12 protein-coding genes are annotated in these 15194 nt (G+C 73.9%); 4 read left to right on the top strand and 8 right to left on the bottom strand.

Annotated features, from left to right (window positions below):
• Positions 1–4 precede the first annotated feature (4 nt).
• Positions 5–835 carry an endonuclease/exonuclease/phosphatase family protein gene (locus AC07DA_RS01360; protein ID WP_479123433.1) on the bottom strand — a complete coding sequence of 277 codons (831 nt, stop codon included), beginning with the start codon at positions 833–835 and terminating at the stop codon, positions 5–7.
• 101 nt (positions 836–936) lie between these two features.
• Between AC07DA_RS01360 and AC07DA_RS01355 the strand changes: the two genes are divergently transcribed.
• A complete protein-coding gene (locus tag AC07DA_RS01355; protein WP_479123431.1) occupies positions 937–1329 on the top strand; it encodes a nitroreductase/quinone reductase family protein in 393 nt (130 codons plus the stop codon).
• 3 nt (positions 1330–1332) lie between these two features.
• Here AC07DA_RS01355 and AC07DA_RS01350 read toward each other — a convergent pair whose 3' ends face one another.
• The 6 genes from AC07DA_RS01350 to AC07DA_RS01325 all read right to left on the bottom strand — a co-directional run bounded on the left by AC07DA_RS01350 (position 1333) and on the right by AC07DA_RS01325 (position 8765).
• Complete coding sequence (locus AC07DA_RS01350; RefSeq protein WP_479123429.1) at positions 1333–2784, bottom strand: aldehyde dehydrogenase family protein; 1452 nt, start codon at positions 2782–2784, stop codon at positions 1333–1335.
• Positions 2781–4511: an N-acyl-D-amino-acid deacylase family protein gene (locus AC07DA_RS01345; protein ID WP_479123428.1), complete on the bottom strand. Its 1731-nt coding sequence runs from the start codon at positions 4509–4511 to the stop codon at positions 2781–2783. Before AC07DA_RS01345 ends, AC07DA_RS01350 begins: the two co-directional genes overlap by 4 nt.
• Before the next feature lie 95 nt (positions 4512–4606).
• Positions 4607–5725 carry an LLM class flavin-dependent oxidoreductase gene (locus AC07DA_RS01340; RefSeq protein ID WP_479123427.1) on the bottom strand — a complete coding sequence of 373 codons (1119 nt, stop codon included), beginning with the start codon at positions 5723–5725 and terminating at the stop codon, positions 4607–4609.
• A 97-nt stretch (positions 5726–5822) separates the two neighbouring features.
• Complete coding sequence (locus AC07DA_RS01335) at positions 5823–6593, bottom strand: SDR family NAD(P)-dependent oxidoreductase (RefSeq protein ID WP_479123425.1); 771 nt, start codon at positions 6591–6593, stop codon at positions 5823–5825.
• A 10-nt stretch (positions 6594–6603) separates the two neighbouring features.
• Positions 6604–7506, bottom strand: coding sequence for a TIGR03619 family F420-dependent LLM class oxidoreductase (locus AC07DA_RS01330; RefSeq protein WP_479123423.1), 903 nt, complete (start codon positions 7504–7506; stop codon positions 6604–6606).
• A gap of 14 nt (positions 7507–7520) precedes the next feature.
• Positions 7521–8765 carry an amidohydrolase family protein gene (locus AC07DA_RS01325; protein WP_479123421.1) on the bottom strand — a complete coding sequence of 415 codons (1245 nt, stop codon included), beginning with the start codon at positions 8763–8765 and terminating at the stop codon, positions 7521–7523.
• 227 nt (positions 8766–8992) lie between these two features.
• Here AC07DA_RS01325 and afsR point away from each other — a divergent pair, with 227 nt between their 5' ends.
• The 3 genes from afsR to AC07DA_RS01310 all read left to right on the top strand — a co-directional run bounded on the left by afsR (position 8993) and on the right by AC07DA_RS01310 (position 13536).
• Complete coding sequence (gene afsR / locus AC07DA_RS01320; protein WP_479123419.1) at positions 8993–11992, top strand: SARP-family global regulator AfsR; 3000 nt, start codon at positions 8993–8995, stop codon at positions 11990–11992.
• A 206-nt stretch (positions 11993–12198) separates the two neighbouring features.
• Positions 12199–12384 carry a hypothetical protein gene (locus tag AC07DA_RS01315; RefSeq protein ID WP_479123417.1) on the top strand — a complete coding sequence of 62 codons (186 nt, stop codon included), beginning with the start codon at positions 12199–12201 and terminating at the stop codon, positions 12382–12384.
• A 228-nt stretch (positions 12385–12612) separates the two neighbouring features.
• Positions 12613–13536 (top strand): SMP-30/gluconolactonase/LRE family protein, encoded by a 924-nt coding sequence (locus AC07DA_RS01310; RefSeq protein ID WP_479123415.1) that lies wholly within the window; start codon positions 12613–12615, stop codon positions 13534–13536.
• Here AC07DA_RS01310 and AC07DA_RS01305 read toward each other — a convergent pair.
• Positions 13526–15133 (bottom strand): FadD3 family acyl-CoA ligase, encoded by a 1608-nt coding sequence (locus tag AC07DA_RS01305; RefSeq protein ID WP_479123413.1) that lies wholly within the window; start codon positions 15131–15133, stop codon positions 13526–13528. The genes AC07DA_RS01310 and AC07DA_RS01305 overlap by 11 nt on opposite strands.
• Positions 15134–15194: the final 61 nt, after the last annotated feature.

Raw genomic sequence — 15194 nt, 5'->3', positions numbered from 1 at the left:
CGGGTCAGGCCGGGTCCGCCACGTCGGCCAGGTCGGCCACCACGGCCGCGTGGTCGGAGGGCCACACGCCGTCCACCGGGCCGTCGCAGGCCCGCCGTACGTGCCGCACCCGGCCGAGGCCGCCGGGGCCGGGCGGGCCGACGTGGACGTAGTCGATGCGCACGCTCGGCTCGTGGGTCGCCGCCACGTACGGGTTGGCGGCGTCCCAGGTGGCGGCGGGGGCGGCCGGGTCGGCGTACTCCCAGGCGTCGAGCAGGACCTGGCCGGGCACGGCCGGGGCGGTCCGGTAGCCGCCGAGGAGGCGGACCTCGTCGGAGTCCGGCCAGGCGTTGAGGTCGCCGGTGACGACGGGCGGGAAGGCGGTGCCGCCGCGGTGCCGGGCGACGAACTCGGCGAGCGCGGTGGCCTGGCCGCGGCGGACCGCCGAGGCGTGCACGGCGGAGGTGAAGTGCGCGGTGAAGAAGGGGACGTCGTGGCCGGGCGCGGCGATGCGCGCGTAGAGGGCCAGCCGGCCGTCGTCCAGGTCGGGCGGGGCGGGCAGCGGCAGGGCGTCCCGGTCGACGACCGGCCACCGGCTGAGCACGGCGTTGCCTATGTCGACCGTGGGATCCCCGATCCGTGCCCGCCAGCGCCCGGGAGTGGGCGAAGCGGCCCAGGCGCAGTGCAGGCCCAGCTCGCCGGCCAGCCACTCGGCGAGGTTCTCGCCGTCGGCGGCCCACACCTCCTGCAGGCCCACGACGTCGGGGTTCAGCTCCCGCAGGGCGGTCAGGATGGCCTTCTGCCGCGCCTGCCACGGCCCGAAGCGCCACCAGAGGTTCCAGGTCACTATGCGCACCGCCGGCCACCCGCTCCCGTCAGCCGTGTCAGAGGATCATCATTGAAGCAGGGTCCCCCGCGGAAGCGATGAGAACCGTGCCCGAAGGAGTCGTCCCCGCCATGTCCCGCAGTACCGACCTGAGATTGCGCGTCACCACGGCGTTCCAGCGCCGCGTCAACCCGCTGCTGCGGCGCCTGCCGCTGCAGACGGTCCTGGAGACCCGGGGGCGCGTCTCCGGACTGCCCCGGCGCACCCCGGTGGGCGGCCGCCGCGTCGGCGACTGCTTCTGGCTGGTGTCGGAGTTCGGCGAACGGTCCCAGTACGTGCGCAACATCAAGGCCGATCCGCGGGTGCGCGTGCGGATCCGCGGGCGGTGGCACGAGGGAACGGCACGTCTCCTGCCGGACGACGACCCGGTGGCGCGGCTGCGCGGGCTGCCCCGGCTCAACAGCCTGGGGGTGCGGGCGTTCGGGACGGACCTGCTGACGGTGCGGGTGGACCTGGACGGGTGAGGGTCACCCCGGCCAGACGATCGCCTGCACCTCGCTGTACGCGTGCAGGGCGTAGGAGCCGACGTCCCTGCCGACGCCGCTCTTGCGGAAGCCGCCGAAGGGCGCCTCCATGTTGCGTCCCACGGTGTTGATCCCGACGCCGCCGGACCGCAGGCGCCTGGCCACCCGGAAGGCGCGGGCGACGTCGCCCGACCAGACGTAGTCGATCAGGCCGTAGTCGCTGTCGCCGGCGAGCGCGATGCCCTCCTCCTCGTCGCCGAAGGGGATGACGACGACCACCGGCCCGAAGATCTCCTCGCGGGTCACGCGCATGTCGTGGGTGCAGTCGGCCAGGAGCGTCGGGGCGACGTAGAAGCCGGTCGGCAGGGGCGGGCGCGCGCCGCCCGTGACCACCACCGCGCCCTCCTCGCGGCCCAGTCCGACGTAGGACTCCACCCGGTCCCGGTGCGCCGCCGAGATCACCGGCCCCACGACCGTGTCCGGCTCGCGCGGGTCCCCGACCTTCAGCCGGCGGGCGTGGGCGGCCAGTCGTTCCACCAGCCGGTCGTGGATCCCGCGCTGGGCCAGCACGCGGGTCGGTGCCGTGCAGATCTGCCCGCTGTAGAAGGAGAAGGTGGTGCCGATGCCGGCCACGGCCGAGGCGAGGTCCGCGTCGTCGAAGACGAGGGCCGCGCCCTTGCCGCCCAGCTCCATCAGCTGCCGCTTCATGTCCCGCCCGCACACCTCGGCGATGCGCCGCCCGACCGCGGTCGAGCCGGTGAAGCTGACCATGTCGACGTCCGGGGAGACCACGGCCGCCTCGCCGACCTCGGTCGAGCGCCCCGACACGACGTTCACCACGCCCGGCGGCACCCCGGCCGCCTCCAGCGCCGCCGCCATCCGGTAGACCGACAGCGGGTCCTGCGGGGCGGGCTTCACCACGACCGTGTTGCCCATGGCCAGGGCGGGGGCGACCTTTCCGGCCGCGTTGGCCCAGGGGTTGTTGTACGAGGTGACGCAGGCGACGACGCCGACGGGCTGCCGGACCGCCAGGGCGCCCAGCACGCCCGCCCTGCCCATCGGACTCGCCTCGTTGATCTGCGGCGGGACCGCCCACTCGGCGGGCTCCACGCGCGCGTAGCGGCGGAAGCGGGCCGCGGCGACGCCGACCTGCATGCCGCGCGCGGTGGCGGCGGTGGCGCCGGTCTCGGCCCGGGCCAGGTCGGCGTGCGGCACCAGGTCCCGCCGGATGAGGTCCGCCGCCCGGCCGAGGACGGCCGCCCGCTCCTCCGGCGCCGTGCGCGACCACGGCCCGAACGCCTCCCGGGCCGCGGCACAGGCCGCGCGCACCTGGTCCCGGGAGGCCTCCGGCGCCCGCCCGACGGTCTCCTCGGTGGCCGGGTCGACCACCGCGTAGTGCCCGCCCTCCGGCTCCACCCAGGAGCCGCCGACGAACAGCGCCTGCCCCGCCGTCACCTCGTGCTCACCGTCTCCGTGTCCCGCCCGGAGCGCAGCACCCGGCCCGGCACGGCCCCGGTCACCACGTCGTCCCGGATCGCCGCCACGCCGTTGACCCACACGGCCCGCACGCCGAGCGCCCGGGAGTCCAGCCGCGGGCTGTCGCCGGGCAGGTCGTGCACCAGCGTGGCCGGACCCGCGTCGATCCGCTCCGGGTCGAACAGCACCAGGTCCGCGTGCCAGCCCTCGCGGATCCGCCCCCGCTGCCGCAGCCCGAAGAGCCGGGCCGGGTCGTCGGTCAGCATCCTCACGGCCCGCTCCAGACCGACCAGCCGCCGTCCCCGCAGGCAGTCCCCGAGGAACCGGGTCGTGTACGGCGCCCCGCACATCCGGTCCAGGTGCGCGCCCGCGTCGGACCCGCCGAGCAGCACGTCCTCGTGCTGCCAGGTCTCGGCGCGCAGCGCCCAGGACGCCGGGTCGTTGTCCGGCGGCATCGGCCACAGCACCGTGCGCAGGTCGTCGTGGGCGCAGATCTCCACCAGGCACGCGAAGGGGTCCTGGCCGCGCTCCGCGGCGATGTCCTCCACCACACGCCCGGTCAGTCCGGCGTTCGCCTCGCTGTAGGTGTCGCCGATGACGTAGCGCCCGAAGTTCGCGAGCCGCCGGAAGACGCCCGCCTCCTTGGAGCGGGCGCGCCGCAGCATCCCGGCCCGGACGTCCGGATCGCGCAGCCTCTCGATCCGCTCGGGCACCGGCAGGCCGAGGACCGGCCCCCAGCCGGGGATGAGGTTCAGCGCGCAGAACGTGCCCAGGGACATGTTCATCGGGGTGAGGATCGGCATCGTCAGGGCCACCACCCGGCCGCCCGCCCTCCTCGCCCGCTCACTCGCCAGCAGTTGCCGGGGCACGCGCTCGGGCACGGCCGCGTCGATGGTCAGCACGTTCCAGTTCAGCGGTCGTCCCGCCACCGCGCTCATCTCGGCGAACAGCTCGATCTCCGCGTCGCTGAACCGGTCGAGACAGCCCGCGACGATCGCCTCGATCTGGGTGCCCTCGTGCTCCCCGACGGCCCGCGACAGCGCGATCAGCTCGGCCGGCCGGGCGTGCCGCGAGGCGACCGGCTGCCCGTCCCCGTCCGCGTGGCTCCTCGACTGGGTGGTGGACAGCCCCCAGCCCCCGGCCTCCATGGACTCCCGCAGCAGCCGCACCATGGCGTCGAGCTGTTCCCCGTCCGGCTGCCCGCCCACGGCCCGCGGCCCCATCACGTACCGCCGCAGCGCGCAGTGCCCCACCATGAACCCGGCGTTGACGGCGATCCGCCCCTCCAGGGCGTCCAGGTACTCGCCGAACGCGTGCCAGGTCCAGGGCGCGCCCTCCTGAAGCGCCACCAGCGCCATGCCCTCGACCCTGGACATCATCCGCCGCGTGTAGTCGGCGTCCTCGGGCCGGCCGGGGTGCAGCGGCGCCAGCGTGAACCCGCAGTTCCCGCCGACGACGGTGGTGACGCCGTGGTTGAGCGAGGGCGTGGCGTACGGGTCCCAGAACAACTGGGCGTCGTAGTGGGTGTGGGGGTCGACGAAGCCGGGGGCGAGGACGAGGCCGGTGGCGTCCTCGGTGGTGCGGGCTTCCTGGGTGACCTCACCGACGACGGCGATCCGGCCGTCGCGGAGGCCGACGTCGGCGGTCCGGCCGGCGGCACCGGTCCCGTCGACGACCGTCGCACCTTTGATGACGTGATCGAGCACTGGGCGCACCTCCTGGTGGGCGGTGGGACTGGTACCTGGGGGCGCGGGGAACTGCGCGACCAGCCACAGTGCACGCCGCACCCGCCGACGAACGCTCAACCACCCCGCCGGAACCGCGTAGTCCGATGCACGGGATCCGTGTCGATCTCGGGAATCACGTACTCCCCCACCAGCCGGATCGTCTGCAGCGTCTCCTCCTTCGGCACCCCCACCGGCAGCCCGAAGCAGAGCTGGTCGGCGCCCGCCTGCTCCCAGCGCTTGCACTGCCGGCCGACCTCGTCCGGGTCGCCGCAGATCAGCAGTTCGTCCTGGATGAGCAGTTCGACGAACTCCTCGGTGTACTCCGGCAGCGTCTGCGGCCACTCCGGGAAGCCCTCCGGCCGCGGGAACGTGTCGTGGTACCGGAACACCAGCGAAGGCAGGTAGTGCAGCCCTCCACCGGCCGCGATCCGCACGGCCTCCGCGTGCGTCGGGGCGCAGATCGCCGTGGTCGTCACCATCACGTTGTCGTTCACGAACGCCCCGACCGGCTCGGCGTCCACGATCGCCGTCTTGTACTGCTCCAGCACCCACTCCATGTCGGAGACCTTCTGCACGCTGAAGCCGAGCACGCCGAGCCCCTTGCGCGCGGCCATGGCGTACGACGGGGGTGACCCGGCCGCGTACCACATGGCCGGGTGCGCCGGGCCGTACGGCTTCGGCAGCACCTTCCGCGGCGGCAGCGACCAGTGCTTGCCCCGGAAGCCCCGGTACTCGTCCTGCAGCCACATCTTGGGGAACTCGGCGATGGTTTCCTCCCAGATCTCCTTGGTGTGGTTCATGTCGGTGATCCCCGGCAGGAACCCGAGGATCTCGTGCGACCCGGCACCCCGGCCGCTGCCGAACTCGAACCGGTTGCCGCTGAGGTGGTCGAGCATGGCCACCTTCTCGGCGACCTTCACCGGGTGGTTGACCGGGGCCAGCGGGTTGAAGATCCCCGATCCGAGGTGGATCCGCTCGGTCGCGTGGGCCAGGTACCCGAGGAAGACGTCGTTGGCGGACAGGTGCGAGTACTCGTCCAGGAAGTGGTGCTCGGAGGCCCAGGCGTACTTGAAGCCGGACCTGTCGGCCTGGATGACGTACTCGGTCTCCTCCATCAGCGCCCTGTGCTCGGCGAGCGGGTCGGTCTCGGCCCGTTTGCCGACGTATCCCTGTACGAAGATGCCGAACTCCAAGGAGGTTCACCGCCCCACGGTCGTTTCTGACGGTCCGTCAGATCGATGACTCCGACTGTTCCACCGGCCGCCATGAGCGTCAATAGCCGGCAGGGCGTCAGATGACGCTGACGCCCGCCAGCCACCCGCCGTCGATCACGAACGGCTGGCCGGTGATGTACGAGGAGTCCTCCGAGGTCAGGAACAGCGCGAGCCGGGCCACCTCCTCCGGCCGCCCGGCCCGCCCGAGCGGCACGAGCCTGCGGTACAGCCGGTCCAGCCCGCGTGCCGCCTCCTCGCAGTCGGCCTCCGGGTCGAGCCGGGCCGGGTTGGACATCGCCGTGTCGACCGCCCCCGGGCAGACGGCGTTCACGCGGATGCCCCGCCCGGCCAGTTCCAGGGCGGCGACCCGGGTCAGCCCGAGCACGGCATGCTTGGTGGCCGCGTAGGCGCCCACCGCCGCCATCCCGGTCAGGCCGGTGCAGGAGGCGGTGTTGACGATCGTGCCCCCGTCGGCCATCTCCGGGGCGACCGTCCGGATGCCGAGGAAGCAGCCCACCTGATTGACCCGCACGACCTGCATGAACTCGTCGAGCGGTGTGTCCAGCAGGGAGTTGAAGCGCAGGATCCCGGCGTTGTTCACGAGCCCGTCGACGTGCCCGTACGCCTCCTTGGCCGCGGCGACGGCGGCCCGCCAGTCGTCCTCCCGGCCGACGTCGAGACGGACGTACCGGGCTTTGATCTCCTTGGCGAGGGCCTCGCCCCGGTCGTCGAGCACGTCCGCCAGGACGACCCCGGCGCCCTCGGCCGCGAACAGCCGGGCCTCCTGCTCGCCCTGGCCGCGTGCGGCTCCGGTGACGATGACGACCCGTCCGTCGAGCTTGCCCATGGGGCCCTCCTCACAGCTCGGGGGCGACCTCGGCGCCGAACGCCGCTATCTGGTCGGTCAGTTCGGCGCGGTCCCGGCTGCGGAACCGCACCTGGATCCGGTCCACGCCCATCGCCCGGTACGCCCGCAGCGACTCGGCCAGCTCCCGGGGCCCGCCGGAGAGGGTGCGGCGGCCGACGTCCCAGCGGGGCGTGCCGACGTACAGCGGCTCGGTGATGGCGCCCACCGTGAACGGGCCGGACACCGCCGCCCCTTCCCGCAGCGCGCGGATCCGCGCGATCTGCCCGGGCAGCCGGTCCCTGGGGTCTCCCTGCGGCAGCCATCCGTCCCCCTTGAGGGCGGCCCGTCGTACGGCGGCCGGCGAGGAGCCCCCGACCCACAGGGGGACGCGCTCCTGTGCCGGGCGGGGCCGCTGCCCGAGCCCCGCGAAGTCGTACCGCTCGCCGTGGTGCTCGGGGAACTCCTCCGGCCCGAGGGCGGCGCGCAGGGCGTCCAGGCACTCGTCGAGCACGGCCCCGCGCCGGTGGAAGTCGACGCCCAGCGCCTCGAACTCCTCCCGGACGTGCCCGGCACCGACGCCGAGGACCAGCCGGCCGCCGCTGAGGTGGTCGAGCGTGGCGTACTGCTTGGCGGTGACGAGCGGGTGCCGCAGCCCGACGACCGCGACGTGGCTGAGCAGCCGGACGCGGTCGGTGGCGGCGGCGAGGTAGGCGAGGGTGGCGACGGGGTCGTACCAGACGGTGCTCATCGCGGCGGCCAGCCGGTGCGGGACCGCCACGTGGTCGCAGCTCGCCAGGTAGTCGAAGCCGGCCCGGTCGGCGGCGCGCGCGACCTCCACCAGGTCGGCCGGACCGGCCCCGGCCTCCCAGCCCTCGGCGTAGAGGGCGCTCTGCGACTGGACGGGCAGCTGCATCCCGTACCGCAGCGTCACCGCGCACCGCCGCCGCCCGGCCACAGCCCCTCGTCCGTGAGTCCGAGCAGTTCGATGGCGTTGCCCCGCACGATCCGCTCGACGACGTCCGGTGCCAGATGCCCCATCTGCGCCTCGCCCACCTCGCGGGACTTGGGCCAGGTGGAGTCGGAGTGGGGGTAGTCGGTCTCGTAGAGGACGTTGCCGACGCCGATGGAGTCGAGGTTGCGCAGCCCGAAGGCGTCGTCGAAGAAGCAGCCGAAGACGTGCCCGGCGAACAGTTCGGACGGCGGCCGGTGCACCTTGTCGGCGACGCCGCCCCAGCCCCGGTTCTCCTCCCACACCACGTCGGCCCGCTCCAGGATGTAGGGGATCCAGCCGATCTGCCCCTCGGCGTACATGACCCGGAGGTTCGGGAACCGCTCGAACTTGCCGCTCATCAGCCAGTCGACCATCGAGAAACAGCAGTTGGCGTAGGTGATGGTGGAGCCGACGGCGGGCGGGGCGTCGGCGGAGGTGGAAGGCATCCGGCTGCTGGAGCCGATGTGCATGGCGATGACGGTGCCGGTCTCGTCGCAGGCGGCCAGGAACGGGTCCCAGTCGTCGGTGTGGATCGAGGGCAGCCCGAGGAACGGCGGGATCTCGGAGAAGGCGACGGCCCGCACCCCGCGCGCGGCGTTGCGCCGGACCTCCGCCGCGGCCAGCCCGGCGTCCCACAGGGGGACGAGCGGCAGCGGTATGAGCCGCCCATGGGCGTCGGGGCCGCACCACTCCTCCACCATCCAGTCGTTGTAGGCGCGCACGCACAGCAGGCCCAGTTCGCGGTCCTCGGCCTCGGTGAAGGTCTGGCCGCAGAAGCGCGGGAACGTCGGGAAGCACAGGGCGGACTGGACGTGGTTGACGTCCATGTCGGCGAGCCGCGCGGTGACGTCGTAGGAGCCGGGCCGCATCTGCTCGTAGGTGATGACCTCCAGCCTGATCTCGTCCCGGTCGTATCCGACGGCGGTGTCGAGCCGGGTCAGGGGCCGGCGCAGCCCCTCGTAGACCCACCAGTCCCCGACCGGGCCGTCGTCCCCGGGCTCGCCCATCACGGGCCTGAAGCGCCCGCCGAGGAAGGTCATCTCCTTCACCGGCGCCCGCACGACACGCGGCCCGACGTCCCGGTACCTCTCCGGAAGCCGGTCCCGCCAGACGTGCGCGGGCTCCACGGTGTGGTCGTCCACGGAGATGATCAGCGGAAACGTGCTCTCGTGGCTGTCCATGCGCTTCACCGTAGCGCCGATCTGACGGTGCGTCAGCTACGTGGGCGGGAGGCGGTTCCGGACGGGGTGGCCCGATCGGCACGGCCCGTCGCGGGGCCTGTGCGGAGAGGCCGTGCAGACCTCGTGGACTCCCGTGCGCCACCCTGTGATCGGCGTCTCCCACGGCTGACGTATCCGCCCGCACAAGGCAAACTGGCGTGGTTGCTCAGGATGTCGAGGGGGACTGCATGGACGGTGTACCGGCCGGTGTACCGCGCGTACCGGAGCAGCGGCGTCCCGGATCCGCACCGAAGTCACCGGGACCGGGAAACCCGGCGGAACCGGCCGGGGCGGTGACGTCCGCGCCGCTGCGCTTCAGCGTGCTCGGGCCCGTGCGCGCCTGGCGGGAGGACGAGCCGATCGCCACGGGTTCCCCCCAGCAACGCGCCCTGCTCGCCGCGCTGTTGCTGCGCGAGGGCCGCACGGCCACGGCCGCCGAGCTGATCGACGCCCTGTGGGGCGAGGAACCTCCCTCGCAGGCCCTGGCGGCGGTACGGACCTACGCCTCCCGCCTGCGCAAGGTGCTCGACCCGGGCGTCCTGGTCAGCGAGTCCGGCGGATACGCGGTCCGCGACCTCGCCGAGGGCGCCCTGGACCTGGTCGTCGCCCAGGACCTGGCCACCGAGGCGGAGAAGGCCCGCACGGCCGGTGACCTCTGCCACGCCCGTGACGTGCTGCGGCGTGCCCTCGCCCTGTGGGACGGGGAGACCCTGGCGGGCGTGCCCGGCCCGTACGCGGAGGCCCAGCGGGTCCGCCTGGAGGAGTGGCGGCTGCAACTCCTCGAATCCCGGCTGGACATGGACCTGGAGCAGGGCTGCCACGCCGAGGCCGTCTCCGAACTCACCGCCCTCACCGCCGCCCACCCGCTGCGCGAACGCCTCCGCGAGCTGCTGATGCTGGCGCTGTACCGCAGCGGCCGGCAGGCCGAGGCCCTGGCGGTCTACGCCGACACCCGGCGCCTGCTCGCCGACGAACTCGGCGTGGACCCGCGCCCCGGCCTGAGCGAGCTGCAGCAGCGCATCCTCCAGGCCGACCCGGGCCTGGCGGAGCCCTCCTCCCCGGCCCCCGAGCCCGCCTCCGCCCCCGTCCGCCCGGCGCAACTGCCGGCCACCGTGCCGGACTTCACCGGACGCTCCGCCTTCGTCCGGGAACTCGGCGGCCTGCTGGCCTCGGCCGAGGGCCGCGTCATGGCGGTGTCGGCCCTGGCGGGCATCGGCGGCGTGGGCAAGACGACCCTCGCCGTGCACGTGGCGCACCAGGCGCGCGCGGCGTTCCCGGACGGGCAGCTCTACGTCGACCTCCAGGGCGCCGGCGCCCGGGCCGCCGAGCCGGAGACGGTGCTGGGCTCCTTCCTGCGCGCCCTCGGCACCGCCGACTCGGCGATCCCCGACTCCCTGGAGGAACGCGCGGCGCTGTACCGCTCGGTGCTGGCCGGCCGCCGCGTCCTGGTCCTGCTGGACAACGCCCGCGACGCCGCCCAGGTCCGCCCCCTGCTGCCCGGCACGGACGGCTGCGCCGCCCTCGTCACCTCCCGGGTGCGGATGGTGGACCTGGCGGGCGCCCACCTGGTCGACCTGGACGTGATGTCCCCGGACGAGGCGCTGGCGCTGTTCACGAAGATCGTGGGCGAGGAACGGGTGGCGTCCGAGCGGAAGGCCGCCCTGGACGTGGTGGCGGCCTGCGGCTTCCTGCCGCTGGCGATCCGCATCGCGGCCTCCCGCCTGGCGGCCCGCCGCACCTGGACGGTGTCGGTCCTCGCGGCGAAGCTCGCCGACGAACGCCGCCGCCTGGACGAGCTCCAGGCCGGCGACCTGGCGGTCAAGGCCACCTTCGAGCTGGGCTACGGCCAGCTGGAGCCCGCCCAGGCCCGCGCCTTCCGCCTCCTGGGCCTGGCCGACGGCCCGGACATCTCCCTCGCGGCGGCCGCCGCGGTCCTGGACCTGCCCGCGGAGGAGACGGAGGACCTGCTGGAGTCCCTCGTCGACACGTCCCTGCTGGAATCGGCGGCACCCGGCCGCTACCGCTTCCACGACCTGGTGCGGCTCTACGCGCGTGCGTGCGCGGAGCGGGACGAGCAGCCGCCCGGCGAGCGCGACGCCGCCGTCTCCCGCCTGCTGGACTTCTACCTGGCGTCGGCGGCGGGCGTGTACGCGATCGAACGGCCCGGGGACCGGCTGGTGGACCACCTGGCCCCGACGACGCACGAGGGCCTGTCCTTCGGCAGCAGCCAGGAGGCCCTCGACTGGCTCTTCGCCGAGGCCGAGTGCCTGCTGGCCTGTGTCGTGCAGACGTTGCACGCGCCCACGCTCCGGCGGGCGGCCGGCCTGCTGCTGGTGGCGAAGGACCTCTCCGAGTCCGGCGCCGGCTCGCTCTTCTACGAGCGGGCCGCCACCGCGCTGTGCCGGGCCGCCCAGCGCCTGGGCGACGCTCACGTCGAGGCCCAGGCCCGGACCACCCTCGCGCAGGTGCACGTGCGCGCCGGCCGGTTCGACGAGGCGGCGGTCGAGGCGAGCAAGGCGATGACCCTGGAGTCGGCCGAGGACCCGTGGTCCACGTGCAACGCACCCCTGGAACGCGGCGTCATCGCCTTCTACAAGAACGAACTGGAGGACGCCGAGACCTACCTGAGCATCGCCCGGGACAACTTCCGCGCGGACGGGAACGCCCCCGGCGAGGCCAGCGCGCTGTGCAACCTGTCCCGTGTGCATCTGGCCCTGGGCAAGACGAGCACGGCCATCTCGCTGGCGGAGCAGGGCATCGAGATCTACGACGGCCTCGGAGCGGCCCTGCGGCTGGCCAACGGACGGTACGCCCTCGGACTCGCGCTGACCGTCGCGGGCCGGTACGACGAGGCACTGGAACAACTCGGCGCGGCACTGGCCGTCTTCCGGGAGAACCGGCAGCCGCTCTGGGAGGGCGTGACGCACTTCCGTATCGCCGAGGTGCACCTGGCGGCGGGCCGTCCGACGCCCGCGGCCGCCCACGCCGAGCAGGCCATCGCCCTGCGCGGCATCGGCGGGGAGTGGCGTCGCGGGACCGTCCTCACCGTGCTGGGCAAGGCCCTGCTCGAACTCGGCCAGCCCGACCGCGCCCGTGCCTGCTGGAACGAGGCCCTGACGATCTACGACAAACTGGGCTCGGCGGAGGCCTCCGAGGTGCGCGCGCTGCTCAGCCCCGTGGCCCCCTGAACGCGGCGGGGCGGGCGTTCATCGTTCGTTTATCGCCGCCCGGCACTCTGTTGCCACCAACCCGTCGTGTCGGGGGGCAGACGGTTTGGTCGACGGCCGTACACGTACGGTGTAGCGGCCCTTGGACGCTCGTCCGGCGATCCGCGGGGGAGTCGCCGGGCGGGCGTCCTGTGAACCGGCCCACGTCACAGAGAGAGATCCATGCCATGAGCGACACGGTCAAGCCCGAGGACACGCACATCTCCGGCGGGAACGACGGGGACGTCAAGCCCCAGGACACGCACATCTCCGGCGGGGAACCGAACACCGGCGACACCAAGCCACTCGACACCCACATCTCCAGCGGCACCGCCACCCCGCTGGACACCCACATCTCGGACGAGAAGGCCTGACGGGACCGGTCCGACGGGGGAAGCCGGGGGGAGCGCCGGCCGCGGCGGCGCGGAGGGGGAGCCGCCGCGGCCGGCGCGTGGGAGCGTCCTGGAGCCGGTGCGGCCCACCCTGCCGCGCGCGGAGGCCCTCCAGTTCCCTGCGCCCGGCCCGGTGGCGTGCGCCGCCGCTCCGGGCGCGCGATAGTGGGCCGCGACGATCACGACGGCCCGACCCCGGAGGCCCACCCCATGCCCGGTGAACAGCCCCAGACGTACGAGACCCTCGACGAGCGGTTCCGCACCGGCCGGTGCCAGGCCGGGGACTCGGCGCTGGAGACGCTGTTCGAGGGGTGCCGGTGGGCGGAGGGGCCCGTGTACGTGCCCGCCGGGCGGTATCTGCTGTGGAGCGACATCCCCAACGACCGGCTGCTGCGGTGGGACGAGACCACCGGCGCCGTCGGGGTGTTCCGCTCGCCCGCCGGCTTCCCGAACGGCAACACCCTGGACGGGCAGGGCCGTCTGGTCACCTGCGAGCAGGGCGCGCGGCGGGTGACGCGGACCGAGCACGACGGTTCCGTCACCGTGCTCGCCGAGCGGTACCGGGGGATGCGGCTCAACAGCCCGAACGACGCCGTGGTGAGGTCCGACGGCTCGGTCTGGTTCTCCGACCCCGAGTTCGGGATCGCCACCGACTACGAGGGGCACCGGGCGGAGAGCGAGATCGGGGCCCGGAACGTGTACCGGGTCGATCCCGGCAGCGGCGAGGTGCGGCCGGCCGCCGAGGGGTTCGAAGGGCCCAACGGGCTGGTCTTCTCGCCCGACGAGCGGCGGCTGTACGTGTCCGACAGCCTCGCCAACCACATCCGCGTCTTCGACGTCCGCGAGGACGGCCGCCTCGGCGGCGACCGGGTCTTCGCCACGTGCGCGCACGGCACCTTCGACAACATCCGCTGCGACGACCAGGGGCGGCTGTGGGCCGCGGCCATGGACGGGGGCGTGCACTGCTACGACCCCGACGGCACGCTCCTCGGCCGCGTCCTGGTGCCCGGCACGGTCGCCAACATCCGCTTCGGCGGCGCGCGGCGCAACCGCATGTTCATCGCCGCCGACACCACGCTCTACTCGCTGATGATGTCGGTGACCGGGACCCCGGCCCTGCCCGTCAGCCGGTGACCCGGTCGCGCAAGGCGCCCTTGAGGACCTTGCCGCTCGCGTTGCGCGGCAGTTCCGCCACGAACTCCACCGTCCGCGGGACCTTGTAGTTCGCCATCTCCCGCCGCGCCCAGGCGATCAGGTCGTCACCGGTCAGCGGGGCGCCCGGACGCCGGACGACGTACGCCCTGCCGACCTCCCCGAGCCGGGCGTCGGGCACGCCGACCACCGCCACGTCGGCCACGTCCGGGTGCAGGGCCAGGCGCTGCTCGATCTCCGCCGGGTAGGCGTTGAAGCCGCCGACGATGAACATGTCCTTCAGGCGGTCGGTGATGCGCAGGTTGCCCGCCGGGTCCAGGACGCCGACGTCGCCCGTGCGCAGCCAGCCGTCCGGGGACAGCACCTCGGCGGTGGCCCGCTCGTCCTCGTGGTAGCCGGACATGACGTGGAAGCCGCGGACCAGGACCTCGCCCGCCGTGCCGGGACCCAGGGTGCGGCCCCCGGCGTCGACGACCCGGACCTCCGTGCCGGGGATCGCCCGGCCCGACGTGGACGCGATCACGGCCGGATCGTCGCCGCGCCGGCACATCGTGACGATGCCGCCCGCCTCGGACAGGCCGTAGGCCGTCAGGACGGTGGCGACGCGCAGTTCGGCGCGCAGGCGCTCCACCAGGCGCAGGGGGACGACCGCAGCTCCCGTCACGACCAGGCGGAGTGCCGACAGGTCGTGGCGGTCGCGGGCCGGGTGGTCCAGGAGGGACTGCAAAAGGGCCGGCGGGCCGGGGAGGACGGAGACCCGTTCCGCCGCGAGGTTGGCGAGGACCGTGTCCACGTTGAACACCGGCTGGGGGATCATCGTGGCGCCCCGCACGAGGCAGGCGATCACACCGGCCTTGTAGCCGAAGGTGTGGAAGAAGGGGTTGACGATCAGGTAGCGGTCGCCGCGGGTCAGGCCCGCCAGGTCGCTCCAGATCCGGTACGCCCGCACCGTCTGCGCGTGGGTCATCACCACGCCCTTGGGACGGCCCGTCGTCCCCGAGGTGAAGACGAGGTCCGACGGCCAGGACGGCCGCACCGCCCGGGCCCTGTGCCGTACCTCCGCCTCCCCCACCCCCTCGCCGCTGGCCAGGAAGTCCTTCCAGGTGAGGAAGCCGGGCGGGGCGTCAGCCGAGAGGACCACCGCCCGCCGCAGGGCGGGGAGTCCGGGCAGCGGCCCGTCGCCCGGGCCCTGGCCGGCGGCCCTGCGCAGCGACGCCACGTACGACGTGCCGAGGAACGTGCCCGTCACGAACAGCAGCCGCGCTCCGCTGCGGCGCAGCACGTCCGCCGCCTCGGCGCCCTTTAAGCGGGTGTTCAGCGGCACGAGCACCGCGCCCGCCGAGACCGCGCCGAGGGCGGCGACGATCCAGTCGAGGGTGTTGGGCGCCCAGAGGCCGACCCGGTCGCCCGGGGCCACGCCGTGCGCCAGGCAGGCCGCCGCTGCGCGGTCCACCCGGGCCCCGAGTCCGGCGTACGTCACGCGCGTCCGGCCCTCGACGACCGCCTCGACGTCCGCGTACCGCTCGGCCGCAGCCGCGACCAGACCCGGGACACTCTCCCCTGCCGTATCCGCCCGCACAGCGCGCCTCCTCCGGAACCAGGAGCTGACTGACCGTCAGATTAGCGGTAATCTGACGGAC

The organism is Streptomyces sp. NPDC044921 (assembly GCF_056432865.1).
The sequence above is the reverse complement of the archived record's forward strand: the minus strand, read 5'-3'. Positions and strand labels throughout refer to the sequence as shown.

What these genes read in the sequence shown, in the direction of transcription:
- AC07DA_RS01355 (WP_479123431.1), top strand. Translation starts at nt 937, where the DNA reads ATGTCCCGCAGTACCGACCTGAGATTGCGCGTCACCACGGCGTTCCAG.
- AC07DA_RS01335 (WP_479123425.1), bottom strand. Translation starts at nt 6,593, where the DNA reads ATGGGCAAGCTCGACGGACGGGTCGTCATCGTCACCGGAGCCGCACGC.
- AC07DA_RS01330 (WP_479123423.1), bottom strand. Translation starts at nt 7,506, where the DNA reads ATGCAGCTGCCCGTCCAGTCGCAGAGCGCCCTCTACGCCGAGGGCTGG.
- AC07DA_RS01325 (WP_479123421.1), bottom strand. Translation starts at nt 8,765, where the DNA reads ATGGACAGCCACGAGAGCACGTTTCCGCTGATCATCTCCGTGGACGAC.
- afsR (WP_479123419.1), top strand. Translation starts at nt 8,993, where the DNA reads ATGGACGGTGTACCGGCCGGTGTACCGCGCGTACCGGAGCAGCGGCGT.
- AC07DA_RS01315 (WP_479123417.1), top strand. Translation starts at nt 12,199, where the DNA reads ATGAGCGACACGGTCAAGCCCGAGGACACGCACATCTCCGGCGGGAAC.
- AC07DA_RS01310 (WP_479123415.1), top strand. Translation starts at nt 12,613, where the DNA reads ATGCCCGGTGAACAGCCCCAGACGTACGAGACCCTCGACGAGCGGTTC.